Raw genomic sequence first — 24,251 nt, 5'->3', positions numbered from 1 at the left:
CGACCCTTACGTCGGTCGAGCTTGTCGAGACCCGGCGAGGTGACCTCTAGAAGTCGGTGTGGCCGAGCTCGGGGCGGGCCACGAAGCTGATCCGGGTGCTCTCAGTGCCGTGCAGGCACAGGATGACCAGCTCGTTCTCGGCGCGGAGCACCGGGCCGGGCACGTACAGCGTGGTCTGCGGACCGCGGTCCCAGAACCGGCCCAGGTTGAACCCGTTGATCCAGACCTGGCCCTTGCCCCACCCGGCGGTCCTGAGGAACAGGTCGATGCCGGGCTCGGCGCCGAACCGGCCGCGCGCGAACGCCGGACCGCTGAGCGAACCGGCCACCTCTGCATTCGGGACCAGCGACAGGGTCGCCGGTGATGCGGGCGCGATCGCCGTCGACCCGGACGAGGTTGCGAGCGACATCGGCACGGTGGCAGCCGACGCGGGTGTGGTCGCCGCCGACGCGGGTGTGGTCGCCGCCGACAGCGTCGCCGGGGAGCTCAACCGCGGAGTCGGCGTGAGGTTGAGTGCCAGGTCGAGCTCCACGTCGAGGTCGAGGTCGACCGCACCGGCCGGAGCATGGTGCGCAGACGGAGCGGCCGGGACACCGTGGTGCCCGTTCTTCGGGGCGAAGAGGGCGCTGCCCGAGCGCACGAACCCGTCCACATCGAGCGGAAGCACCTGCCAGTGGGCGAGGTCGACGCCGTCGAGGGTGGCCGGGCCGATCAGGCCCTTGTCCTCGCCGATGCGGGGGCCGTAGTTGACCCGGCCCTGATCCTCCACGAGCAGGTCGAGCCGGTCCCCCGGCGGCAGGCTGAGCGACCGGTCATGGTGGTCGCGCTGCAACACACCGACGGCGGTGCCGTCGACGAAGACCTGCGCGCGGTCACGCACCTCGCCGAAGGAGAGCACCCGGGTGCCGGGCGTGAGCCGGCTGCGGTACAGGGCGAACCCGGTGTACTGGCCGAGCGCATCCATGCTGGGCAGCTCAGCGGCCCAGGCGGCACTGGTGTCGGCCAGCTCCGGCAGGGCGTCCCAAAGCGACACCGACTCGTCAACCACCACGTCGAAGGCCGGGGCGGGGGTCGCTGGTTCGGGCAGCGGCGGCAGCGCGGCATCCGCGGCAACCGGCGCGTACCGCGTCAGCACCTCACGGAAGGCGAGGTACTTGGCCGTGACCTCGCCGCTCTCCGAGAGCGGGGCGTCATAGTCGTAGGAGGTGACGGTGGGCTGGAACACACCCTTGTCGTTGGCACCGTTGGTAAAGCCGAAGTTGGTGCCGCCGGTGAACATGTACAGCGACACGGATGCTCCGGTGGCGAGCAGGTCGTCCAGCTCGCGCGCGGAATCCTCCGCCGAGGTGGTGTGGTGGTGCGCGCCCCAGTGGTCGAACCAGCCGTTCCAGAACTCGGCGCACATCAGCGGTCCGGTGGGCTGGTGCCGGCGGAGCACGGCCAGGCGTTCGGTGGCGCGGGAGCCGAAGGAGCCGGTCTTGTGCAGCTCGGGCAGGCTGCCGTCGTCGAGCATCTGGTCGGTGGGCTGGTCGATCGTGGTGAGCGGCACGGTGATGCCGCCGGCCCGGTTGAGCTCTACGAGCGCGCGCAGGTAGTCCTTGTCGTCGCCATAGGCGCCGTATTCGTTCTCGATCTGCACCAGGATCACGGGCCCGCCTCGGTCGATCTGCCGGGATGCCACGATGGGCAGCAGCCGGTCGAAGTACTCGGCTACGGCCGTCATGTAGAGCGGTTCGTTGCGGCGCACACCCACGGCGGGGTCGGCGAACAGCCAGCCGGGCAGTCCCCCGTTGTCCCACTCGGCGCAGATGAACGGTCCGGGCCGCACGATGGCGTACATGCCCTCGGCGGCGATCAGGTCGAGGAACCGGGCCAGGTCGAGCTGCCCGACGGTGTCGAAGGTGCCGCGCACGGGCGAGTGCGCGTTCCAGGCCACGTAGGTCTCGATGGTGTTCAGGCCCATCAGCTTCGCCTTGCGGATGCGGTCGGCCCAGTGATCCGGGTGCACCCGGAAATAGTGGATGGCGCCGGCCAGGATCCGGAATGGTTCCCCGTTCAGCAGGAAGTCGGTGTCGCCGATCGCGAAATCGCCCGGGGTGGGGGCCGCGGGTGCGGTCAGAGTGAGGTCACCCATGATCAGGTCTCCGTTCGGGCTCGGCTCAGCACGGCAACGCCGGTGGCCGGGAGGGTGAGGGAATCGGCGGCCAGGGTGCTGCCGCCGAGGTCCACCGCGGTGAGGTCGCCGTCGGCCGCGCCGAGCGGCACGGTCACGGCCAGCGCCGAGTGGTTGATATAGAAGAGGTACTCCCGGGTGTCGCTCTGACGCAGGGCGAGCTGCACGGTGCCGTGCACCTCTTCCGGCAGCGGGGAGTGGATGCCGGCATCCGTGGCGAACCGGCCGACGAGTGCCACCAGGGCGGCGCGGTCGGGCACCGTGGCGACGAAGCTCGCGCGGCCGGCGCCGGCGGTGCGCCCGGTGATGGCGGGCACGCCGGGGAACGGGCCGTCGTCGAAGCGGGCGAGCACGTCGACATCCGCGGCAACCGACACGTCGTGGGTGAGCAGCGATCCGGTGGAGCCGACCGGCAGGTCGCCGGACAGGGCCACGGTCTGGCCGGCGAGCAGCCCACCGAATTCCTCGGCGCGCACGCCGAGCAGGTCGCGGAACGCGCCCGGGTAGCCGCCGGGGTGGATGTGGTCGTCAGCGTCGGCGATGCCGGAGAACACGCCGACCACGAGGTGGCCGCCGGCGCGGGCGTAGCCGGCGAGGGCATCCGCCAGCTCGTCGGGCACCACGTAGAGCATGGGGGCGATGACCAGGTCGTAGTCGGCCAGGCCGGGCCCGGCGAGCACCGAGCGGGCCGGCACGATGTCCGCCTGCAGGCCGTTGGCCAGCGCGGCGGTGTACCAGGCCATGGCCTCGGCCTTGTAGCGGAGCAGCTCGGTGGGGTGCGAGTCGAGCTCGGACGCCCACCAGGAGTCCCAGTCGAAGAGGATGCCGATGCGCGCCTGCTTCGTGCGGCTGCCCGCCACCTCGGCCAACCGCGCGAGCTCGCCGCCGAAGCGGGCGACGCTGCGGAACACCGAGCTGTTTTCGCCGGCGTGCGGCAGCATCGCGGAGTGGAACTTCTCGGCGCCGGCCAGCGACTGGCGCCACTGGAAGAAGCAGATCGCGTCGGCGCCGTGCGCCAGGTGGGTGAGGCTGTCGCGGCGGAGCTGGCCGGGGGTCTTGGCCTGGTTCACCGGCTGCCAGTTGACGGCGCTGGTGGAGTGCTCCATGAGGAACCACGGCGCCCGCCCGGCGATCTGACCGGTGAGGTTGGCCGAGAAGGACAGTTCTTCGAACGCGGCCGGGTCGGCCACGAGCAGGTAGTGGTCGTTGGAAACCAGGTCCACCTCGGCGGCCCAGTCGGCGTAGTCCATGCCGCGGGTCTCGCCCATCACCATGAAGTTCGTGGTGATCGGCACCTCCGGGGTCGCCCGGCGCAGGATCTCGCGCTCGGCGACGAGGTAGTCCTTGAGCGCGTCGCTGGAGAACCGGGCGAAGTCGAGCTGCTGGGTGGGGTTGGGATGGGTGGCGGCCAGGCGCGGCGGCAGGATCTGGCTCCACGACGAGTAGTTCTGCGACCAGAACGCCGTTCCCCAGGCCCGGTTGAGTTCGGTGAGCGTGCCGTAGCGGGCCTCGAGCCAGGTGCGGAAAGCGCGCGCGGCGTCATCGGAGTAGTCGTAGACGTTGTGGCAGCCGAGCTCGTTGCTGATGTGCCACATCGACAGGGCGGGATGCTGGGCGTAGCGCTCGGCCATCTTCTCGACCAGCGCGAGCGCGTAACGGCGAAAGGCGGGCGAGGTGGGGCGCCACTGCTGGCGGCCGCCGGGCCAGATGGTCTCGCCGAGGCGGTTGACCGGCAGCACCTCGGGGTGCAGCTCGGTGAGCCACGGCGGCGGGCTGGCGGTGGCGGTGGCCAGGTCGACAGCGATGCCGTTGGCGTGCAGCAGGTCGATGGCGCGGTCGAGCCAGCCGAAGTCCCAGGTGTCGGGCGTGGGCTGCAGCAGCGCCCAGGAGAAGATGCCGACGGAGACGATGTTCACGCCGGCCTCGCGCATGAGGCGCATGTCGTCGGCCCAGACCTCTTCGGGCCACTGCTCGGGGTTGTAGTCGGCGCCGTAGCCGATGCGGGCGGCGTCCGCGGGCAGGCTCTCGGTGCCGTCGGCGAGGGTGTGCGCGGCGGGCCAGCGCACCCAGCGTACCCCGCTGGTCGAGCCTGTCGAGACCACGGCGCTCATGCTGCGCTCCGGGCGGTCAGGCGCACGATGGACCAGGACAACGCCGGCAGCACGACCGTGGCGAGCTCGCCGTCGTCCGAGAGCGTCACCTCCGTCAGGGGCACCGGATGCACCGTGTCCTGGTGGTCCACGGCGTTGGTGCTGAACCGGTCACCGCCCTCGGGCGCGAACAGGCTCTCGGCTGAGAGCACCGAGCCGGCGGGCGCGCCGGCCAGGTCCACCTCGAGGGTGAGCGGGTCGGTGGCGGACCGGTTGACCAGGAACAACACGATCTCGTCGTCGGTGGCGGTCACCGCGGCATCCACCAAATCGACGGTGCCGTACTGGGCGCTCTCGTAGCTGTCGGAGTGGATCGTGGCGGCCAGCACCTCGCCGCGCGCGGCGGCGGCGGTGCGGGCGAAGGGGAAGAAAGTGGTTTGCCGCCAGGCCGGACCGTTCGGCTCGGAGCGGATGGGCGCGATCACGTTCACGAGCTGGGCGAGGTTGGCCATCGAGACGCGGTCGCTGTTGCGCAGCAGCGAGATAAGCAGCGAGCCCACCACCACGGCGTCGCTCACGTTGTACTCGTCCTCGATCAGGCGCGGATGCGTGTTCCACTCGCCGCTGAACAGGGGCGCCTTGTCGACCTCGTTGAACCGGGTCTGGTACCAGACGTTCCATTCGTCGACGCTGATGCCGATGAACCTGTCGACGCCCTGGCTCACGGCCACCTCGTCGATGACCGCGGCGACGTCGCCGATGAACCGGTCCAGTCCCACGCCGGAGGCGAGGAAGCTGCCCAGGTCGCCGGGCTTCTCCTCGTAGTAGGCGTGCAGCGAGATGTGGTCGACGAGCTCGATGGTGTGCTCGAGTACGGTGCGTTCCCAGCTGCCGAAGGTGGGCATCTCGGCGTTGGAGCTGCCGGCCACGACGAGCTCGATGGTGGGGTCGACCCACTTCATCACGCGGGCGGTCTCGGCGGCGAGCCGGCCGTACTCCTCGGCGGTCTTGTGGCCGATCTGCCACGGGCCGTCCATCTCGTTGCCCAGGCACCAGACCTGGATGCCGAACGGCTCGGTCTGCCCGTTGGCCCGGCGCTGGTCGCTGAGCGCGGTGCCGGTCGAGTGGTTGCTGTATTCGAGCAGGGCCGCGGCATCCGCGATGCCCCGCGTGCCCAGGTTGACGGCCTGCATCACCTCGACGTTGGCCTTCTCGGCCCAGCCGGCGAATTCGTGCAGGCCGACCTCGTTGGTCTCCACGGAGTGCCAGGCCACGTCGAGCCGGGTGGGGCGTTCCTCGCGCGGGCCGACGCTGTCTTCCCAGCGGAAGCCGGAGACGAAGTTGCCGCCCGGGTAGCGGATCAGGCTGGGGTTCAGCTCGCGCACGAGGTCGAGCACGTCTTGGCGGAAGCCGTCCGCGTCGGCGGTGGGGTGTCCGGGTTCGTAGATCCCGGTGTACACGGCGCGGCCCATGTGCTCGACGAACGAGCCGAAGAGCCGGGGCGAGACGGGGGCGACCACGTCGTCGCGGGAGATGCTGAGCCGGGCGTGCAACACGGGAGAGATCCTCTTCAAGTAGGTAGGTACAGCAGGAGGGTGGGTCTGTCTAGACCCACCCTCCTCAGATGGTGGTGCGGATGTTTACTTCTCGGTGACGGTGAAGCCCTGCTCGTTGCCGTAGCTGGCGGTGGCCTTCTGCCACGCGGTCAGGCCCTCGTTGATGTCGCCCTTGCTGGCGTACGCCTGGCCGACGGTGTCGGAGAAGATGCTGTTCGAGTAGACCTGGAACGGCAGGTAGCTCCAGCCGGGAACGACGTCCTTGGCCGACTGCACGAGCACCTCGTTGATCTTCTGGCCGCCGAAGTACTCGCTCTCGTAGCCGAGGAATTCGTCGGAGTCGAGGTCGGCGACGGTGGACGGGAAGCCGCCGGCGTCGATGGAGATCTGGGTGCCTTCGCCCTCGTTCATGTACTGCAGGAAGCCGGCAGCGACGAGCTTGTTCTTGCTCTGCTTGAGGATGGCGTCGCCACCACCACCGTTCTCGGCGCTGGCGGTGTCGCCGGCCGTGTAGGTGGGCAGCGGCGCTACACGCCAGTCACCGGAGGCTTCCGGCACACCGGACTCCAGGTTGCCGGGCATCCAGGCGCCGATGTTGAGGGTGGCGATGGTGCCGTCGCCCAGGCCCTTGTACCATTCGTCGCTCCAGCTCGGGGTGGGGGCGAGGAGGTCGTTGTCGAGCAGCTGGTTCCAGGTGTCGGCGAACTTCTTCGAGCCCTCGTCCTGCAGGTTCAGCGTGACGTCGGTCGAGTCCTTGGTGGTGTACGGCTGGCCGCCGGCCTGCCAGATCATGCTCGTGGTGAAGCCCGCGTCGCCGGTGTCGTTGGTGATGTAGGCGTTCGGGTTGGCGGCGTGCAGCTTCTCGGCGGCGGCGATGTACTCGTCCCACGTGGTCGGCACCTCGATGCCGTACTGGTCGAAGACGGCCTTGTTGTAGAACATGGCCATGGGGCCGGAGTCCTGCGGGAGGGCGTAGATGCCGTCGCCGAGGTTGACGGAACCCCAGGTGCTGTCGGTGTACTCGGAGGCGTACTGGTCGAACCCGAAGTCGGTGAGGTCGGCGAGTGCGTCGGAGAGCGCGAACTGCGGGAGGGCGTAGTACTCGATCTGGGCGATGTCCGGAGCGCCGGAGCCTGCCTTGATCGCGTTCTGCAGCTTGATGTACTGGTCGTTGCCGGTTCCGGCGTTGACGACCTTGACGGTCACGTTCGGGTTTTCCTTCTCGAACGCCTTGGCGATGTCTTCAACCGCAGGGGCCCAGGCCCAGACGGTGATTGTCGACTTCTCCTTGAGCGCTGCCGCGATGTCGTCGGCGGTGCCGGACTCGGCCGAGCCGCCGCCGGCCGCCGAGCACGCGGCGAGGGACAGGCTGAGGGCGAGGCCGGTGGCCACGGCGACCGCGGTGCGGCGCAGGGTGCTGTGTGTTGCTTTCATGGGATGCCTTTCACTTCCTTGTAAATGGTTATTCGGTGATGCGGGAACGGATGGTGCGGGTGATGGAGCAGGTCGTGCGGGTCACGCGGGTCGTACGGGTCGTGCGGGTCGTGCGGGTAAGCGGGTAAGCGGTGATGCGGTCGGAGAAGTCTGGGGCTACGCCTTGACGCTGCCGGACGCGAGTCCGGACTGCCAGTAGCGCTGCAGGAAGAGGAACGCCACGATGATCGGCACGATCGTGAGCAGCGAGCCGGTGATGACGAGGTTGTAGATGACGTCGCCGCCCACGGTCTGGGCCTGCGCGCTCCACTGCTTGAGCCCCACGGTGAGCGGGTACCAGGTGGGTTCGCTGAGCATGATCAGGGGCAGGAAGTAGTTGTTCCAGGTCGCCACGAGTGTGAAGAGCAGCACCGTGACGAGGCCGGGGGCCAACAGCTTGAGCGAGATGGTGAAGAAGGTGCGAAACTCGCCCGCGCCATCCATCCGGGCGGCCTCGAGAACCTCGGTGGGCACGGCGTCGAGCGCGTAGGTCCAGATCAGGTAGAGACCGAACGGGCTGATCAGCGACGGCAGGATGACCGCCCACGGGGTGTTCGTGAGGCCCATCTGGCTGAACATGAGGAAGGTCGGCACCGCGAGGGCCGTGCCGGGGATGGCGACGGCGCCGAGGACGACCGCGAAGACGGCCTTCTTACCCGGGAAGTTGAACTTGGCCAGGCCGTAACCGCCGAGCGCCGCGAGGAAGGTGGCTCCGCCGGCGCCGACGACGACGTAGAGCAGCGTGTTGCCGAACCAGCGCACGAAGACACCGTCGTTGTAGGTGACGGTGGCGACGATGTTGTCCCACAGCGCATTCGGGCCGGAGAACCAAAGGCCGAACGAGTTCAGCAGCTCGGCCTGGGTCTTGGTGGAGTTCACGAACAGCCAGAACAGCGGCAGCAGGCTGTAGATGAGCAGCGCGCCCATGATCACGGTGAGCAGGATCGACTTCTTCGTGTGCAGGCCCTGGTTGGACTTGCCGGCCTTCTTCTCGCTCGTGTAGCGCGACATCCGCGGGGCTTTCGCCTTGTCGACGGGTGCGTGGGTCTGGTCAGTCGTCGACATCTCAGGCCTCCTTCCTGGAACCGGAGTTCTGCACGATGTAGGCGATGACGGCGGTGATGAGGCCGACGATGATCGCGATGGTTGCCGAGTAGTTGTACTGCTGGCCGGAGAACGACAGGTTGTACGCGTACATGTTCGGCGAGAAGTAGGTGGAGATGGTGTTGGGGGCCAGCGACTGCAGGATGCTCGGCTCGTTGAAGAGCTGGAAGCTGCCGATGACCGAGAAGATGCCGCCGATCACGATTGCGGGGCGCAGGGCCGGCATCTTGATGCTGCGGATGATGCGGAACGCGTTGGCGCCGTCGAGCGACGCGGCCTCGTAGAGGTCGGTGGGGATCACCCGGAGGGCCGCATAGAACAGGATCATGTTGTAGCCGATGAACTCCCACGTGACGATGTTGCCGATCGACGCGAGCACCCAGCTGCCGGACAGCGGGTCGGGGATGGACAGGCTGAAGAAGTCGTTGAGGTTGCCGACCAGGCCGAACTTGGTGCCGTACATGAAGCCCCACATGAGGGTGGCGACCACGGCGGGAACCGCATAGGGCAGGAAGATCGCGATGCGGAAGAAGCTGGAGAGGTGCAGGCGCGCGCTGTCGATGGCGAGGGCGGCGAACAGGGCGATGCCGAGCATGATCGGCACCTGCACGACGAAGAACAGGGTGACCCGGCCCATGGACTCCCAGAACTTGGGGTCGGAAAGCGCTTGGCCGTAGTTCTCGAAGCCGACGAAGGAGTTTCCGCCGACGAGCTGGTCCTTGAAGAAGCTGAGGTAGATCGAGTAGAGCACCGGGGCGATGAGCACTAGGGCGAAGACGATCATGAACGGGCCGATGAACTTCCAGCCGGTCCAGTCGCGCTTCTGAACGTGCTTGCGGGAACTCTGCAGTGTCTGGCCACTAGGGGGGAGTGTTGACAGCGTCGTCATGCCTGTTTCTCTGACTCGGGAGGTGATGCGGTGGATGGTGAAACTCGGGAATCATGTTTACGTAAACATGACGTGTAAGCACGCTAGCATGTTTACGTAAACATACGGAAACTTTTCCGGGACTCTGGAGAGCACGTGGCAACGATCCGCCCCACCGACGGCACGGGTTCCGACGACGCGCGCCAGGCCTCGCCCGCGCGGGCGGTGCGGTTGCCGTCGATGGCGGATGTGGCGGCGCTCGCCGGCGTCTCCTCGCAAACGGTCTCCCGGGTGGTCAACGCCCGCAGCAACGTCGACGCTGATACCCGGGACCGGGTGCTCGCGGCCATGGAAGACATCGGCTACCGGCCCAACAGCGCCGCCCGCGCGCTCAAGTCGGGCAAGTTCAGCACTATCGGCGTGATCATGTTCACCCTGTCCAGCTTCGGCAACATGCGCACCCTCGACGCCGTCGCCACGGCCGCCGCCCAGGCCGGCTACTCGATCACCCTGATCCCCGTGGCGCTGCCCACCCAGGGCGCGGTCGCCGGTGCGGTGAACCGGCTCGCCGAGCAGGCCGTCGACGGCATCGTGATCATCATGGAAGCGCACATCCTGGATCGCATCGACGTGACTGTGCCCACCGGGCTGCCGGTCGTGATCGTCGACTCCGACGCGGGCGAGCGCTATACGGTGGTCGACACCGACCAGACCGAGGGCGCCCGGCTGGCCACCCAGCATCTGCTCGACCTCGGGCACAAGACGGTCTGGCACATCGCCGGACCCGAGTCGTCATTCTCGGCCGGGCGACGCACGGCATCCTGGCGCGCCACGCTCAAGGCAGCCGACGCACCGGTGCCGCCCGTGCTCGAGGGCGACTGGAACGCCGAGAGCGGCTACCGGCACGGCGTCACCCTTGCCGCCGACCCGTCGGTCACCGCGATCTTCGCCTCGAACGACCAAATGGCCCTCGGGGTCATGCGCGCCATGCACGAGGCCGGGCGCTCGGTGCCGGCCGACGTGAGCGTGGTCGGCTTCGACGACATGCGCGAGGCGGATGCCTTCTGGCCGCCGCTGACCACCGTGCACCAGGACTTCGGCCAGGTGGGACGGCTCTGCATCGAGAAACTGCTGCGCCAGATCGACTCCCCCGCCGCCGTGGGCCCCGGCACCACCATCGTGCCCACCCACCTCGTGGTGCGCGCCAGCACCGCTCCCCCGCCCGCGCGCTGACCGACGACCCCGGCACCCCGGTCGCCCGCCCTCGAAAGCGGCCATAAGACTGCTACAACCCTCGCGAAGCAACCATTTCCCCGCTCTCACGCACGCGGAACGCGGCGTCTAGTCCAGGAGCACGTTCTTGAGGTGGGTCAGCGCCCGGATGGTCGTGAGAGCGATGACGGTCTCCGGTGAGCCACTGAACCGGTACGAGAATGAACGCACCCCACAGCGGGTACCGACGCTGATGAACACAGTGCCGGCCGGCTGCCCCTCTTCGGCTCCCGGTCCGCCGACACCTGTCACCGCCACGCTCGCATCCGCCCCGACGCTTTCGAGCACACCCTTGGCCATTTGCTCCGCGCATTCCGCGGACACCACCGGTCCCGGCTGCACGCCGAGCAGCCGGTACGTGGTGAACGGCTGGTACGCGATGACGCCACCACCGAACCACGTCGAGGAGTCCGGCGCCGCCCCGAGCGCCTGGGAGATCCGACCGGCGGTCAGGGACTCCGCGACGACGACGGTCATGCGGTCCGCCGAGGCCAACTGCCCGATCCGGCGCGCCAACTCGGCTATCTGGGCCTGTTGTTGCTCCACACCACTGGGCATGCTTGCTTGCAGAATGGATGTCATCTCGCGGCCGTGACGCTCGGCCCGCGCACGAATGGTCTAGGCACTTGTCCTCCACACTGAGAAACGATCGAAGCCGCCCGAACTGCTCCGTACCTCTAAGACGGGTCGTGACCGGGATTCGTCACGCCGGCATGCGTTATCGACCCCGGGCGGCGCCTGAGCGCCCTGCACCGCTCCGGGGGTTGGGTGCGGAGATGCGGTCTCCCGGCCGGCCGTTTCAGCCGGACGGGTTCTCGACGGGCTTGCCCTCAGGATCGGTCCCCGTCTCCGGGTCGACCTCGTCGGGCTTCACAGGGTCGGAGCTCGGGGATACGGGCGGAGGAGTGTTGCTCTGACTGGTCATGTATCCTCCTCGGGATGCCGGCCGACCGGGAGCTGGACGTTGGCCGGTGCCGCCAGGGGCGGCTCTCATGCAAAAGCGGGTTACCTGTCAGACGGGGTGAACCGCGGATGTGTCACGCTTTCGGACGGAAAGAACTCGGGCGGACTGAGTCACGCCTGGCGGGCGCGGGCCCGATCGAACTCGCCGGTGCCGACCGGCACGATCTCCTTGCCGAGCGGCGCGAGCGAGACCGGCACGAGCTTGAAGTCGGCGATACCCATCGGGATGCCGATGATCGTGACGCAGAGCGCGATACCCGAGACGATGTGCGCCAGGGCCAGCCACCAGCCGGCAAGAATGACCCAGATCACGTTGCCGAGGAACGAGAAGGCGCCGCTGGTGGGCTTGGCGACCACGGTGCGGCCGAATGGCCAGAGCGCGTAGGCGCCGATGCGGAACGAGGCGATGCCCCACGGGATCGTAATGATCAGGATGCAGAGCACAACACCGGCGGCCACGTAGCCGAGGAACAGCCAGAAGCCGCTCAGCACGAGCCAGATGATGTTCAGAAGGGTGCGCACGCCGGAATTCTACTCGCGGCGATCGGGGTAACCCTGTGTTCACGTACCTGGTCTCGACAAGCTCGACCACCGTGAGGGCACGACACACACGCAACCACCCGAACCCGACAGTGCGACTCAACCCAACCGCCGGTCGAGCCTGTCGAGACCCCGCAAGCCGAACCAGGTCTCGACAAGCTCGACCACCGTGGGGGCACGACACACACTCACGTCACCTGGTCTCGACAAGCTCGACCACCGTGAGGGCACGACACACACGCATCCGCCCGAACCCGACAGCGCGACTCAACCCAACCGCCGGTCGAGCCTGTCGAGACCCCGCAAGCCGAACCGGGTCTCGACAAGCTCGACCACCGTGAGGGCACGACACACACTCACGTCACCTGGTCTCGACAAGCTCGACCACCGCGGGGGCACGACACACACGCAACCACCCGAACCCGACAGTGCGACTCAACCCAACCGCCGGTCGAGCCTGTCGAGACCCCGCAAGCCGAACCGGGTCTCGACAAGCTCGACCACCGTGGGGGCACGACACACACTCACGTCACCTGGTCTCGACAAGCTCGACCACCGTGAGGGCACGACACACACGCATCCGCCCGAACCCGACAGCGCGACTCAACCCAACCGCCGGTCGAGCCTGTCGAGACCCCGCAAGCCGAACCGGGTCTCGACAAGCTCGACCACCGTGAGGGCACGACACACACTCACGTCACCTGGTCTCGACAAGCTCGACCACCGCGGGGGCACGACACACACTCACGTCACCTGGTCTCGACAAGCTCGACCACCGCGGGGGCACGACACACACGCAACCACCCGAACCCGACAGTGCGACTCAACCCAACCGCCGGTCGAGCCTGTCGAGACCCCGCAATCCGAACCGGGTCTCGACAAGCTCGACCACCGTGGGGGCACGACACACACGCATCCGCCCGAACCCGACAGCGCGACGCAGCCCAACCGCCGGTCGAGCCTGTCGAGACCCCGCGGGACGATCCGTGGACGCCGCTCGCGACCGCGGTCACGACCGGCGTGGGGGTGCGACACACACGGCGGTCGGGGTACTGAAATGCGGACATCCCGCCTTCGTTAGGGCAACGAAGGCGGGATGTCCGCACATGAGGTGGTGCTGCGAAGGAGTTAGATGACCGCGCGGGTTTCGCGGGCGATCTCGAGCTCCTCGTTGGTGGGGATGACGAGCACGGTGACGCGGGAAGCATCCGTCGATACGACGCGGGCGACGCGGGAGAACGGGTCGTTCTTGGCCGGGTCGATCTCGATGCCGAGGCCCTCGAGGCCGCGCAGGGCGCCCTCGCGGATGATGCCGGAGTTCTCGCCGACGCCGGCGGTGAAGACGATCACGTCGAGGCCGCCGAGCTGGGCGATGTAGTTGCCCACGTAGCCCTTGATGCGGTGGTAGTACACGTCGAGCGCGGCCTGGGCCACGGCGTCGCCGGCCACGGCGGCGTCTTCGACGTCGCGCATGTCACCGTTGCCGGTGAGGCCGAGCATGCCGCTCTCCTTGTTGAGCATGGTGTCGAGCTGTTCGATCGACATGCCGGCCTTGCGGTGCAGGTGGAACAGCACCGCGGGGTCGATGTCGCCGGAGCGGGTGCCCATGACGAGCCCCTGCAGCGGGGTGAGGCCCATCGACGTGTCGATGGACTTGCCGCCGTCGACGGCGCAGACCGACGCACCGTTGCCGAGGTGCAGCACGATCGTCTTCAGCTCGGCGAGCGGGCGGCCGACGAACTCGGCTGCGGCCTCGGAGACGAACTTGTGCGAGCTGCCGTGGAAGCCGTACCGGCGGATGCTGTGCTCCGCGGCGAGGGCCGTGTTGATCGCGTAGGTGTACGCGGCGGCCGGCATGCTCTGGTGGAACGAGGTGTCGAAGACGGCCACGTGCGGCACGTCGGGGAAGTTCGAGCGGGCCGCGATGATGCCCTGCACGTGCGCCGGGTTGTGCAGCGGGGCGAGGTCGGCCAGGTCGGTGATCTGCTGCTGAACGGCATCGTCGATCACGGTGGGACCGGTGAAGATGCTGCCGCCCTGCACGACGCGGTGACCCACGGCGATGAGGTTGGCGTCGGCCAGCTGCGGGCCGTGCTCGGCGAACGCGGCGACCATGAGCGCGAAGCCCGCGGTGTGGTCGGGGATCGGCAGGTTCTGCTCCTGGCGGCCCGCGTCCGAGGCGGTGTTGGTGTGGCGGGCGTGCCCGGTGCCCTCGCCGATGCGCTCGACGAGTCCGCCGGCCAGTTCGGTCTCGGTGTCGATGTCGATCAGCTGGTACTTGAACGAGGACGAACCGCTGTTGATGACGAGGATGGCGGTCATACGGCTGCCACCACCGCTGCGAGCGATGCGGCCTGGATGGCGGTGATCGCCACGGTGTTCACGATGTCCTGCACGAGGGCTCCTCTGGAAAGGTCGTTGATGGGTTTGCGCAGGCCCTGCAGGACGGGGCCGATCGCCACGGCGCCAGCACTGCGCTGGACTGCCTTGTAGGTGTTGTTGCCGGTGTTGAGGTCGGGGAAGATGAACACGGTGGCCTTACCAGCCACGTCGGAGTCCGGCATCTTCGCCGCGGCCACCGCCGCGTCAGCGGCGGCGTCGTACTGGATCGGGCCCTCGACGGCCAGGTCGGGGCGGCGTTCGCGCACGATGGCGGTGGCCTCCCGCACCTTTTCGACATCCGCGCCGTTGCCCGAGATGCCGGTGGAGTACGACAGCATCGCGATGCGCGGCTCGATGCCGAACTCGAGCGCCGTCTCCGACGCCGAGATGGCGATGTCGGCGAGCTGGGCGGCGGTGGGGTCGGGGTTGACCGCGCAGTCGCCGTAGACGAGCACCCGGTCGGCCAGGGCCATCAGGAACACGCTCGAGACCACGGACACGCCGGGGCGGGTCTTGATGATCTCGAAGCTCGGGCGGATGGTGTGCGCCGTGGTGTGCGACGCGCCGGAGACCATGCCGTCGGCCAGGCCCAGCTGCACCATCATCGTGCCGAAGTACGAGACGTCGGTGACGACGTCGCGGGCCTGGTCGATGGTGACGCCCTTGTGGGCGCGGAGGCGCGCGTATTCCTCGGCGAAGCGCATCCGCAGCACGTCGTCGAACGGGCTGACGACGGTGGCCTTGGCAAGGTCCAGGCCGAGGCCGATGGCGCGCGAACGCACCTCGAACTCCTCGCCGAGGATGATCAGGTCGGCCACGTCGCGGGCCAGCAGGGTGGCGGCGGCGCGGAGCACGCGGTCGTCGTCTCCCTCGGGCAGCACGATGCGCATGCGGTTCTGGCGGGCGCGCTCGAGCAGGGTGTACTCGAACATGAGCGGGGTGACCACGTCGGCGCGGCTCACCTTGAGCCGGTCGAGCAGGGCGCCGCCGTCGACGTGCTGCTCGAACAGCGCCAGGGCGGTGTCGTGCTTGCGCTGCGAGTCGGCGGCCAGGCGGCCGCGGGTGTGCGTGATGCGCAGCGCCGCCTCGTAGGAGGCCAGGTCGGTGCGGATGATGGGCACCGACGGGGCGAGGCCCTTCATGAGCTGTTCGATCGACTCGGGCAGCGGGAAACCGCCGACGAGCACGACACCGGCCAGCGACGGGAAGGTCGCGGAGGAGTTGGCCATCAGGGCGGCCAGCAGCACCTCGGGGCGGTCGCTGGGGATCACGACGACGGCGCCCTCGGTGAGGCGGGGCAGCACGTTGACCATCGACATGGCGGCAACGACCACGCTGAGCGCCTCGCGGGAGAGCAGTTCGGGGTCGCCCTGCACCAGGGTGCCGTGGGTGGCTTCGAGGATGGTCTTCATGCTGGGGGCCACGAGGAACGCGTCTTCGGGGATCGCCCAGACGGGCACGACGGCGGCGTGCATCGCATCCGGTGTGTCGGGCAGGTTGTCGACACCCTCCCGCACCGCGGCGATGAGGCCGTTGAGGTTCTCGGGGTCGGCGCGGTTGACCACGACGCCGAGCAGCGACACGTGCTCGGACTGCAGTTCGGTGAGCGCCACATCGGTGAGCTGACGTATGTCGTCACTGGTGCGCGGTTCGCTCTGGCCGAGCTGGTCGCTCTGGCTGAGGCCTTCGCCCTGGCCGAAGCCCACCCGGCCGGCGAGCACCAGCAGCACCGGAACACCGAGGTTCGCGGCGATGCGGGCGTTGTAGGCCAGTTCGGTGGGGCTGCCGACGTCGGTGAAGTCGCTGCCGATCACCACGACGGCGTCGCACTGCGCTTCGACGGCCTTGTAGCGGGCCACGATGCGGGCGAGTGCGGCATCCGGGTCGGCGTGCACGTCGTCGTAGGTGACGCCGACGCACTCGTCATAGGTGAGCGCCGGCTGGGTGGCCGGGTTGGTGCCTGCGGGCTTGCCGGCCTGCAGGTGGTTCAGCAGCAGCTCGAGAACGTAGTCGGGCTTGTGCTTGGACCGGGCGATGGGGCGGAAGACGCCCACGCGCTCGATGGAGTGCAACAGGGTGTCGAGAACGCCGAGCGCGATAGTAGATTTGCCGGTATTTCCCTCGGCGGAGGTGATGTAAATGCTTCGAGCCACGGTTATACGTTATCCCCGCCGGTGGTGTCTAGTGCGCGCGCGGCGGCTGCCGCGGCATCGTTCCCAGCCCATACCCAGTCGGTGACCTCGGGAATGTCTTCCCCGTGGTCGCGGGTGTACTGCCGGGCACGCAGGCGGGCATCCTGCATCTGCTGGCGAAGCAGTCCGGCACGGGCTCCGAGTCCGGGCACCCGGTCGATGACATCCATCACCAGGTGGTACCGGTCGAGGTCGTTGAGCATGACCATGTCGAACGGCGTCGTCGTCGTCCCGTTCTCCTTGTACCCGCGAGCGTGCAGGTTGGAGTGGCCGTGGCGCTTGTAGGTGAGCCGGTGGATCAGCCACGGGTACCCGTGGTACGCGAACACGATGGGCTTGTCGGCGGTGAAGTAAGCGTCGAACTCGCGGTCGCTCAGGCCGTGCGGGTGGTCGTCCTCCGACTGCAGGCGCATCAGGTCGACCACGTTGACCACGCGCACGCTGAGGTCGGGCATGGCCTCGCGCAGGATCTTGGCGGCGGCGAGCACCTCGAGGGTGGGCACCTCGCCGGCGGCGGCGAGCACCACATCGGGTTCAGTGCCGGGCTCTTCGGTGCCGGCCCACTCGAAGATGCCCAGGCCCCGCTCGCAGTGCGCGACGGCCTGGTCCATGGTGAGCCAGTTCGGTGCCGGCTGCTTGCCGGCCACGACCACGTTCACGTAGTCGACGCTGCGCAGGCAGTGGTCGTAGATCGACAGCAGCGTGTTCGCGTCGAACGGCAGGTAGACGCGCACGACATCCGCGCTCTTGTTCACGACGTGGTCGATGAAGCCCGGGTCCTGGTGGCTGAAGCCGTTGTGGTCCTGGCGCCACACGTGGGAGGAGAGCAGATAGTTCAGGCTCGAGATCGAACGGCGCCACGGGATCTCCCGGGTGACCTTGAGCCACTTGGCGTGCTGGTTGAACATCGAGTCGATGATGTGGATGAACGCCTCGTAGCAGTTGAACAGGCCGTGGCGCCCGGTGAGCAGGTAGCCCTCCAGCCAGCCTTGGCACTGGTGCTCGCTGAGCATCTCCATGACCCGTCCGGCGCGGGCGAGGTTGGTGTCTTCGGGGATGTATTCGGCGTTCCACTGCTTGTCGGTGGCGGCGTAGACGGCCGGCGCGAGCCGGTTGGATGCGGTCTCGTCGGGTCCGAAGATGCGGAAGTTGTCGGGGTTGTCGCGGATGACGTCGGCCAGCCAGGTGCCGAGCACCTTGGTGGCCTCGTCGACGGTGGCGCCGGGGGACGGCACATCCACCGCGTACTCGCGGAAGTTGGGCAGCTTGAGGTCGCGGCGCAGCAGCCCGCCGTTGGCGACGGGGTTGGCGCTCATGCGCAGGTCGCCGTGCGGGGCGAGGGCGGAGATGATGCCCACCGGGGCACCGGCCTCGTCGAAGAGCTCTTCAGGCCGGTACGACTTGAGCCAGGACTCGAGCACATCGGTGTGCGACTGGGTGTCGCGGGCGTTCACGAGCGGCACCTGGTGCGAGCGCCAGGAGTCCTCCACCTGTACACCGTCGATGACCGGCGGGCAGGTCCACCCCTTGGGGGTCTTCAGGATGATCATCGGCCAGCGCGGCCGGTCGGTGCTGCCGGCGAGGGCGGCGCGCTTGATCGCGGCGATCTCGTTGAGCACCTCGTCGAGGGTCTGCGCCATGCGCTGGTGCACGGCCAGGGGGTCTTCGCCGTCGAAACCGCCGGAGACGATGTGCGGGTTGTGACCGTAGCCGCGCATGAGGTCGAGCAGTTCGTGCTCGGGGATGCGGGCGAGCACGGTGGGGTTGGCGATCTTGTAGCCGTTGAGGTGCAGGATCGGCAGCACGACGCCGTCTTCGAGCGGGTTGACGAACTTGTTGGAGTGCCAGCTGGTGGCCAGCGGGCCGGTCTCGGCCTCGCCGTCGCCGATCACGGCGGCGACGAGCAGGTCGGGGTTGTCGAACGCGGCGCCGTAGGCGTGGCTGAGCGCGTAGCCGAGCTCGCCGCCCTCGTGGATGGACCCGGGGGTTTCGGGTGACGCGTGGCTGGGGATGCCGCCCGGGAAGGAGAACTGGCGGAACAGGCCCTTGACGCCGTCGACGGACTGGTCGATGCCGGAGTAGATCTCGGAGTAGGTGCCGTCGAGGTAGGCGTTGGCGACCATGCCGGGCCCGCCGTGGCCGGGTCCGGTGATGTAGAGGGTGCTGATCTCGCGTTCGCGGATGACCCGGTTCAGGTGCGCGTAGAGGAAGTTGAGGCCCGGGGTGGTGCCCCAGTGGCCGAGGAGGCGCGGCTTGATGTGCTCCCGGGTGAGGGGTTCGCGCAGCAGCGGGTTGTCGAGCAGGTAGATCTGCCCGACAGAGAGGTAGTTGGCAGCGCGCCACCAGGCATCCACACTGGCGAGAGCTTCGGCGCTCAGGCTGTGCGGAAGGCGGCTGGGCCAGGTGAATGATGAGGTGGCGTTGGACGACTGAACCATCACGGACTCCAGGTGCTCTATGGGCGCCACTGGCGCTGTTCAAGTCTAGGAAGTGCCCGGATGCAGCGCAGGGGACGTTAGTCCCGCATGAGGACGTTGGAGAGGGCTAGGCTGAGCGATTCGCCTGCGGCCTGCGCGCCGGGCCGGCTGCGGTGCTCGCCGCGGGCAAAGTAAAACTCCTCGCGCACCCACCAGAGCCCAGTTACCCTTGCTACGTTTCCGTCCTGGGGGAGTTGGCTGAGATAGCGCCACGCGAGGAGCCATTGTCAGTTTAGGGCGTCTCGGGCCAGCCCCCAAACCCGGCTGCCGATCGACGTGTCACCGGGAGCGCTCAGAAGCAGGTAAGATTTTCCCTGGTCGTTGTCTTGACGAATCGACCGGTTCAGGAGAATTCGCCTAGTGGCCTATGGCGCACGCTTGGAAAGCGTGTTGGGTGAAAGCCCTCGGGGGTTCGAATCCCCCATTCTCCGCCAGTGAAACGCCCGCCATCGCGCGGGCGTTTCCGTTTAAGAGAGCGGCGTGTTGGGTGAAAGCACAATGCCCACATCCGGGGTTCGAATCCCCCATTCTCCGCCAATGAAACGCCCGCCATCGCGCGGGCGTTTCCGTTTAAGAGAGCGGCGTGCTGGGTGAAAGCACAATGCCCACATCCGGGGTTCGAATCCCCCATTCTCCGCCAGTGAATCGCCCGCCATCGCGCGGGCGTTTCCGTTTAAGGCCGCTCGGCCCTACCGCAGGTCGAAGCGCACGACGCCGGCAGGCGCGACGCGGCCGAGCATGTCGACGAAATCGGCGTAGTCCTCGAACACCGGCACGCCCACCACACTGGCACCAGGGCCGAGCGAATACGAGGTTCGCGTGCCGCCGTTCTCGACGACCGTGAGCCGGCGAGTTCGGCCGCTATAGCTCGGCGGGGTGAGCTCGATGCTCGCGAGTTGCGAGTAATACAGGACCTGGTCGCCAACCTGCAGAGTCGATGTCGTCACGGAGATCGATCGGGGGATGCCCGCCGCGCGCCGGCGGCCCACGGCGACAACGATGAGCACCACCAGGGCGACGAGAATGCCGACCGCCGCCACGAAAACCAGCGCCACCGGGTCGGCGAACGGGTCAGTGACGAGAAAGAAAGCCACGGCACCGAGCGAGAGGAGGAAACCGGCGAGCACCACGATCACAACGGATCGGCGGGTACCCTGCAGCCTCGAAGCGCTCGGATCGAGCTCGAATGTGTGTGACCGTTCGCCGAGGGTCATACTCGGCGCCTCGGCAGAGAGCGGGGCAAGATCGGCCATCAGGTCGTTGAATCGCGCTGTGCCGAACCAGCGAGCCGGCACCTCGACGCGCTCGTGCGCGGTCGTCGCATAGATGGTGCGCGTCGAGCCGCTCGGGATGCCGTTCGTGCTCTGGCGGGTCACGAGGGATGCGAACTCGGTGCTCGCCCGCTGCCACTCATTGGTGATCCGCAAGCCACGCCGCAAACGCACGCTCTGAGCGTCGGTTTCGAACCGAATCGGCCCGGTCACAAAGACGTGCAGGAGCACCCACAGTCCGCCGATCACGAGGATGCTCACGCAGACGGCAATCAGGACTTGTGAGTTTCTGATGTTGAGCATCTGCTGCAACACGATGAGGGGAATCGCGACCGCGGCGAGGGGAACTGCAATCACGCCACCGACAAGGGCGGCAAGGCGACCGGCGACGCCGCTCGAATATACCCTCTCGGTCACGGTGCGCCCATTGCGTTCTCGTGCGCAGCGACCATTGAACTCGATTGTGTCGCGGCTGCGTTTGCGGCCGAACGGGCGGAACTGCACATGCGGGTCACGGATCTTTCTCGTCTGCGTCACTCGCCCCTCGGCCGGGGTGGCAATCCGCATTCTAGCGATTCCGGGATCGACTCTGATCAGGAGAAATTGATCACCTTGACCTCAAGTGCCGTTGAGGTCGTACGATCACTGTCGTGCCGCATTCGACGAGCCCGACCCAGGCCCAGCCCCGCCAACCGTCGATCTTCGCGAAGGAGTACGTCTGGGTCACCGTCGGGATCCTCGCGCTGATCTTCCTGGCCGCGTTCGAGGCCTTGGCCGTGACCACCGTGATGCCCACCATCAGCGCGGCGCTGAACGGCGCGTCTCTCTACGCCCTGGCGTTCTCCGGCCCGCTCGCCGTGGGGGTCGTGGGCATGGTCGCCGCGGGCAACTGGGCGGACCGCTCCGGGCCGGTTCCCGTGGTGATCACGGCCGTGGCGCTGTTCGTCGTGGGCCTGGTTATCGCCGGCACCGCCGCATCCATGCCCGCCCTCATCGTGGGCCGTCTGGTGCACGGCCTCGGCGGCGGCGCTCTGAGCGTGTCGCTGTACGTCGTCGTGGCGCGGGTCTACCCGCAGCGGATGCATCCGGCCATCTTCGGCGCCTTCGCCGGGGCCTGGGTGATTCCGTCGCTGATCGGCCCGTTCATTGCGGGCGTGGTGGTCGAGCTCACCAGTTGGCGCTGGGTGTTCCTGGGCGTGGTGGTGCTCGTGCTGGCCGCCCTGGTGATGCTGCGGCCCGGCCTGGTCTCCGTCGCGAAGGCCGAACGGGAGCGGCCGGCGACGGTGCGGGCGCCTTGGCGCCTGTCGCGCACGCTGTGGTCGCTCGGCGCCGCGGCGGCGGTGCTCTGCGCATCCCTGGCGGCTCAGCTGCCCGGCGCCCTGCTCTGGGCGGGAACCGGGCTCGCGTTCGTTCTCGCCGGGGTGGCGCTTCGGCCCCTGCTGCCCGCTGGAACTCTGAGCGGTCGGCGCGGCCTGCCCGTCGTGATGAGCATCCGGGGCCTGGTGTCGGGGGCGTTCCTCTCCACCGAGGTGTACCTGCCGGCGCTGTTGACCGGGGAGTACCGGCTCTCCCCCGTGCTGGCCGGGCTCGCGCTGACCTGCGCGGGCATCACCTGGGCCACCGCGTCGTGGCTGCAGGGCCGCTATGCCACGGTGCTGAGCGACCAGGGCAGCATGCGCCTGGGTAGTGCTTTGCTGCTTGTGGCGATCGTCGCATCCGCGCTGACCGCGGCGTGCGGCCTGCCGGCGGCGCTGGCCATCGGCGGCTGGGCCGTCGCCGGAGCGGGCATGGGCACGCTTGTTCCCCGGCAGAGCGGGCGGGTGCTGCGGCTCTCGGCACCCGACCAGCAGGGGTTCAACTCCTCCGCGCTGCTCATCGCGGACTCGATCGGCGCCGCGTTGGCGCTCGCGGCCACCGCCGTGGTGTTCGTGGCGGTCACCCCGCTGGGCGGCACGGCCACCTACACGGCCTCGTTCACCCTCTCCGCGCTGCTGGCGATCGGCGGACTGCTCCTGGCCGGCCGGGTCGGCCGCGACACCCCCGCCCTCGACGCTCCCGCCACCGAGGCCACGCCCGCCTGACCCCACGCCCAACATCTCCGCATGGGCTGCAGTTGCGGCGCGGATGTCGATCGGGGGCTGGCTCAGTCGTCACAGGGGTGTCAGTATCAATCACGCTTGGAAGGGACATCTCATGCAGTATTCACTCCTCGTCATCAGCCAGGAATCCGGCGACGCCGGCATCACCGAAGAAGACATGGAATGGGGTCGGGCCGCGTTCGACGCCTACGCCAAGGCCCTCGACGCGGCCGGGGTGCTCGTGTCGGCCGACATCCTGCAGCCGGTCGCCTCGTCGACGACGGTGTCGCAGCGGGATGGTGCGCTACAGATCCAGGATGGACCGTTCGCCGACACCAAGGAGCGCCTGAACGGCACCTTCGTCATCGACGTGCCCGATCTGGACGCCGCCCTCGACTGGGCCGGCAAATGCCCGGCAGCGCAGTACGGTGCCGTCGAGGTGCGGCCCTCGGCGATCATCTTCACCGCAGGCGAATGGCACCAGGTCGCCTGACCGCCCGGGCGCGGGCGGAGCTCGCCGCCCGCGCCTCCTACGGCCGTCTGGTCGCCGTGCTCGCTGCGCCCACAGGGGACCTCGCCGCGGCCGAAGACGCGCTCGCCGATGCGTTCGAACGCGCCCTCATCACCTGGCCGCGCGACGGCGTGCCGGACAACCCGGAGGGATGGTTGCTCACCGTGGCCCGCAACCGGCTCAAGGATCTGTGGAAATCGGCCGCGGTGCGGCTGCGGGCCCCCCTGGATGACAGCACTCTGGAGCGCACCGCGCCGACCGGGAACGGTCCGCTCGCCCCCGCCGACCATCTGAGCCCGGGTGCCCCGTCCCTCGCTGCCCTCGAGGCGCTGGACGCCGACGCGATCCCCGACAAGCGCATCGAGCTGCTCTGCGTCTGCGCCCATCCAGCCATCGACCCCGGCATCCGCACACCCCTGATGCTGAACACCGTGCTCGGGCTCACCGCGGCGGACATCGCCGCCGCCTACGCCCTGCCGGAGCAGACCATGGCGCAGCGGCTGGTGCGGGCCAAACGCCGCATCCGCAACACCCGCATCCCGTTCGTGCTGCCGTCGATGACCGACTTGCCGAAGCGCCTGCCCGCGCTGCTCGAGGCCGTGTACGGTGCGTATGCGATCGACTGGCCGACGGCCGGGGCGGATGCCCGCCACACGCCCGATTCGCTGGCCGGCGAGGCGCTGTACCTGGCCGAGACCCTCGCCGCGCTGCTCCCCGACGAGCCGGAGGTGCTCGGGCTGGCCGCCCTGGTGGCCCTGTCGATCGCCCGGATGCCGGCCCGCGCCGGGTCCGCGGGTGAGCTGGTCGCCCTCGACGACCAGGATCCGGGCCGCTGGGATGCCGCCCTCATCGCGCGCGGCGAGCGCTATCTCCGGCGCGCGCAGGCCCTGCACCAGGTCGGTCGATTCCAGCTCGAGGCGGCTATCCAGTCGGCGCACTGCGACCGGGCCCGTTCCGGGGTGACCAACTGGGCGGCGCTGAAAACCCTGCACACGGCGCTCGTGCGCCTCTCCCCCACCGTGGGCGCCCGGGTGGCGCTGGCCGCGGTGCTCGGAGAGGCCGACGGCCCGGCCGCGGGCCTCGTTGTACTCGACGTGCTGGCCCTGGACCGTCCGGAGGCGGGGACGTTCCAGCCGCTCTGGGCCACCCGCGCGCACCTGCTGGCCGAGGCGGGGCGGGTGGCGGATGCTCGCGCCGCATACGAGCGCGCCGTGGACCTGGCCGGTGACGAAAGGCTGCGCGCGGCCTTGCGGCAGCGGGCCGGGGCCCTGCCGCCCGGCTGAGCCGCGGTCAGTCTGCGG

17 protein-coding genes, 1 tRNA gene and 1 other RNA gene are annotated in these 24,251 nt (G+C 68.6%); 5 read left to right on the top strand and 14 right to left on the bottom strand.

Annotated elements, in window-relative coordinates:
- Positions 1-46 precede the first annotated feature (46 nt).
- From PA27867_RS02260 to PA27867_RS02235, 6 genes are all read right to left on the bottom strand, one after another.
- A complete protein-coding gene (locus tag PA27867_RS02260) occupies positions 47-2,134 on the bottom strand; it encodes a glycoside hydrolase family 35 protein (protein WP_066592611.1) in 2,088 nt (695 codons plus the stop codon).
- A 2-nt stretch (positions 2,135-2,136) separates the two neighbouring features.
- Entirely contained in the window at positions 2,137-4,284 is a 2,148-nt protein-coding gene (locus tag PA27867_RS02255; RefSeq protein ID WP_084020566.1) for a beta-galactosidase, read from the bottom strand.
- Entirely contained in the window at positions 4,281-5,819 is a 1,539-nt protein-coding gene (locus PA27867_RS02250; protein WP_208857289.1) for an alpha-N-arabinofuranosidase, read from the bottom strand. The genes PA27867_RS02255 and PA27867_RS02250 overlap by 4 nt, the downstream gene beginning before the upstream one ends.
- Before the next feature lie 84 nt (positions 5,820-5,903).
- Entirely contained in the window at positions 5,904-7,253 is a 1,350-nt protein-coding gene (locus PA27867_RS02245) for an ABC transporter substrate-binding protein (protein WP_066592608.1), read from the bottom strand.
- A gap of 156 nt (positions 7,254-7,409) precedes the next feature.
- Complete coding sequence (locus PA27867_RS02240; RefSeq protein WP_066598844.1) at positions 7,410-8,303, bottom strand: carbohydrate ABC transporter permease; 894 nt, start codon at positions 8,301-8,303, stop codon at positions 7,410-7,412.
- A gap of 55 nt (positions 8,304-8,358) precedes the next feature.
- On the bottom strand, positions 8,359-9,285 hold the full coding sequence (locus PA27867_RS02235) for a carbohydrate ABC transporter permease (protein ID WP_066592606.1): 927 nt from the start codon (positions 9,283-9,285) through the stop codon (positions 8,359-8,361).
- A 219-nt stretch (positions 9,286-9,504) separates the two neighbouring features.
- On the opposite strand from PA27867_RS02235, the gene PA27867_RS02230 reads away from it, so the two are divergent.
- Positions 9,505-10,497 carry a LacI family DNA-binding transcriptional regulator gene (locus tag PA27867_RS02230; RefSeq protein ID WP_066598843.1) on the top strand — a complete coding sequence of 331 codons (993 nt, stop codon included), beginning with the start codon at positions 9,505-9,507 and terminating at the stop codon, positions 10,495-10,497.
- A 108-nt stretch (positions 10,498-10,605) separates the two neighbouring features.
- Here the strand turns inward: PA27867_RS02230 and PA27867_RS02225 are convergent, their stop codons facing one another.
- The 7 genes from PA27867_RS02225 to ffs all read right to left on the bottom strand — a co-directional run bounded on the left by PA27867_RS02225 (position 10,606) and on the right by ffs (position 19,316).
- Positions 10,606-11,118, bottom strand: coding sequence for a CinA family protein (locus PA27867_RS02225; RefSeq protein ID WP_084020564.1), 513 nt, complete (start codon positions 11,116-11,118; stop codon positions 10,606-10,608).
- 217 nt (positions 11,119-11,335) lie between these two features.
- Positions 11,336-11,461, bottom strand: coding sequence for a hypothetical protein (locus PA27867_RS21290; protein WP_257784141.1), 126 nt, complete (start codon positions 11,459-11,461; stop codon positions 11,336-11,338).
- A 149-nt stretch (positions 11,462-11,610) separates the two neighbouring features.
- On the bottom strand, positions 11,611-12,021 hold the full coding sequence (locus tag PA27867_RS02220; RefSeq protein WP_066592602.1) for a YccF domain-containing protein: 411 nt from the start codon (positions 12,019-12,021) through the stop codon (positions 11,611-11,613).
- Between the two features lie 1,146 nt (positions 12,022-13,167).
- Positions 13,168-14,361 carry an acetate/propionate family kinase gene (locus PA27867_RS02215; protein WP_066592599.1) on the bottom strand — a complete coding sequence of 398 codons (1,194 nt, stop codon included), beginning with the start codon at positions 14,359-14,361 and terminating at the stop codon, positions 13,168-13,170.
- Positions 14,358-16,574 carry a phosphate acetyltransferase gene (gene pta / locus PA27867_RS02210; protein WP_066592595.1) on the bottom strand — a complete coding sequence of 739 codons (2,217 nt, stop codon included), beginning with the start codon at positions 16,572-16,574 and terminating at the stop codon, positions 14,358-14,360. The genes PA27867_RS02215 and pta overlap by 4 nt, the downstream gene beginning before the upstream one ends.
- Before the next feature lie 2 nt (positions 16,575-16,576).
- A complete protein-coding gene (locus PA27867_RS02205; protein ID WP_066592591.1) occupies positions 16,577-19,051 on the bottom strand; it encodes a phosphoketolase in 2,475 nt (824 codons plus the stop codon).
- A gap of 168 nt (positions 19,052-19,219) precedes the next feature.
- Positions 19,220-19,316: signal recognition particle sRNA small type (ffs, locus tag PA27867_RS02200), an RNA gene on the bottom strand.
- 120 nt (positions 19,317-19,436) lie between these two features.
- Between ffs and PA27867_RS02195 the strand changes: the two genes are divergently transcribed.
- A tRNA-Ser gene (locus PA27867_RS02195) sits at positions 19,437-19,524 on the top strand.
- A gap of 255 nt (positions 19,525-19,779) precedes the next feature.
- Here the strand turns inward: PA27867_RS02195 and PA27867_RS02190 are convergent.
- On the bottom strand, positions 19,780-20,928 hold the full coding sequence (locus tag PA27867_RS02190) for a hypothetical protein (RefSeq protein ID WP_157109085.1): 1,149 nt from the start codon (positions 20,926-20,928) through the stop codon (positions 19,780-19,782).
- Between the two features lie 83 nt (positions 20,929-21,011).
- On the opposite strand from PA27867_RS02190, the gene PA27867_RS02185 reads away from it, so the two are divergent.
- The 3 genes from PA27867_RS02185 to PA27867_RS02175 all read left to right on the top strand — a co-directional run bounded on the left by PA27867_RS02185 (position 21,012) and on the right by PA27867_RS02175 (position 24,233).
- Entirely contained in the window at positions 21,012-22,442 is a 1,431-nt protein-coding gene (locus PA27867_RS02185; protein ID WP_157109084.1) for an MFS transporter, read from the top strand.
- A gap of 112 nt (positions 22,443-22,554) precedes the next feature.
- A complete protein-coding gene (locus PA27867_RS02180) occupies positions 22,555-22,932 on the top strand; it encodes a YciI family protein (RefSeq protein ID WP_066592586.1) in 378 nt (125 codons plus the stop codon).
- Positions 22,914-24,233, top strand: coding sequence for an RNA polymerase sigma factor (locus tag PA27867_RS02175; RefSeq protein ID WP_066592583.1), 1,320 nt, complete (start codon positions 22,914-22,916; stop codon positions 24,231-24,233). The genes PA27867_RS02180 and PA27867_RS02175 overlap by 19 nt, the downstream gene beginning before the upstream one ends.
- Positions 24,234-24,251: the final 18 nt, after the last annotated feature.

The sequence above is a fragment of the Cryobacterium arcticum genome (assembly GCF_001679725.1).
Lineage (GTDB): Bacteria > Actinomycetota > Actinomycetes > Actinomycetales > Microbacteriaceae > Cryobacterium > Cryobacterium arcticum_A.
This window is presented reverse-complemented; position numbering and strand designations above follow the sequence as displayed.

What these genes read in the sequence shown, in the direction of transcription:
- PA27867_RS02260 (WP_066592611.1), bottom strand. Translation starts at nt 2,134, where the DNA reads ATGGGTGACCTCACTCTGACCGCACCCGCGGCCCCCACCCCGGGCGAT.
- PA27867_RS02255 (WP_084020566.1), bottom strand. Translation starts at nt 4,284, where the DNA reads ATGAGCGCCGTGGTCTCGACAGGCTCGACCAGCGGGGTACGCTGGGTG.
- PA27867_RS02245 (WP_066592608.1), bottom strand. Translation starts at nt 7,253, where the DNA reads ATGAAAGCAACACACAGCACCCTGCGCCGCACCGCGGTCGCCGTGGCC.
- PA27867_RS02240 (WP_066598844.1), bottom strand. Translation starts at nt 8,303, where the DNA reads ATGTCGCGCTACACGAGCGAGAAGAAGGCCGGCAAGTCCAACCAGGGC.
- PA27867_RS02235 (WP_066592606.1), bottom strand. Translation starts at nt 9,285, where the DNA reads ATGACGACGCTGTCAACACTCCCCCCTAGTGGCCAGACACTGCAGAGT.
- PA27867_RS02230 (WP_066598843.1), top strand. Translation starts at nt 9,505, where the DNA reads ATGGCGGATGTGGCGGCGCTCGCCGGCGTCTCCTCGCAAACGGTCTCC.
- PA27867_RS02225 (WP_084020564.1), bottom strand. Translation starts at nt 11,118, where the DNA reads ATGACATCCATTCTGCAAGCAAGCATGCCCAGTGGTGTGGAGCAACAA.
- PA27867_RS21290 (WP_257784141.1), bottom strand. Translation starts at nt 11,461, where the DNA reads ATGACCAGTCAGAGCAACACTCCTCCGCCCGTATCCCCGAGCTCCGAC.
- PA27867_RS02215 (WP_066592599.1), bottom strand. Translation starts at nt 14,361, where the DNA reads ATGACCGCCATCCTCGTCATCAACAGCGGTTCGTCCTCGTTCAAGTAC.
- PA27867_RS02205 (WP_066592591.1), bottom strand. Translation starts at nt 19,051, where the DNA reads ATGGTTCAGTCGTCCAACGCCACCTCATCATTCACCTGGCCCAGCCGC.
- PA27867_RS02190 (WP_157109085.1), bottom strand. Translation starts at nt 20,928, where the DNA reads ATGCGGATTGCCACCCCGGCCGAGGGGCGAGTGACGCAGACGAGAAAG.
- PA27867_RS02180 (WP_066592586.1), top strand. Translation starts at nt 22,555, where the DNA reads ATGCAGTATTCACTCCTCGTCATCAGCCAGGAATCCGGCGACGCCGGC.
- PA27867_RS02175 (WP_066592583.1), top strand. Translation starts at nt 22,914, where the DNA reads ATGGCACCAGGTCGCCTGACCGCCCGGGCGCGGGCGGAGCTCGCCGCC.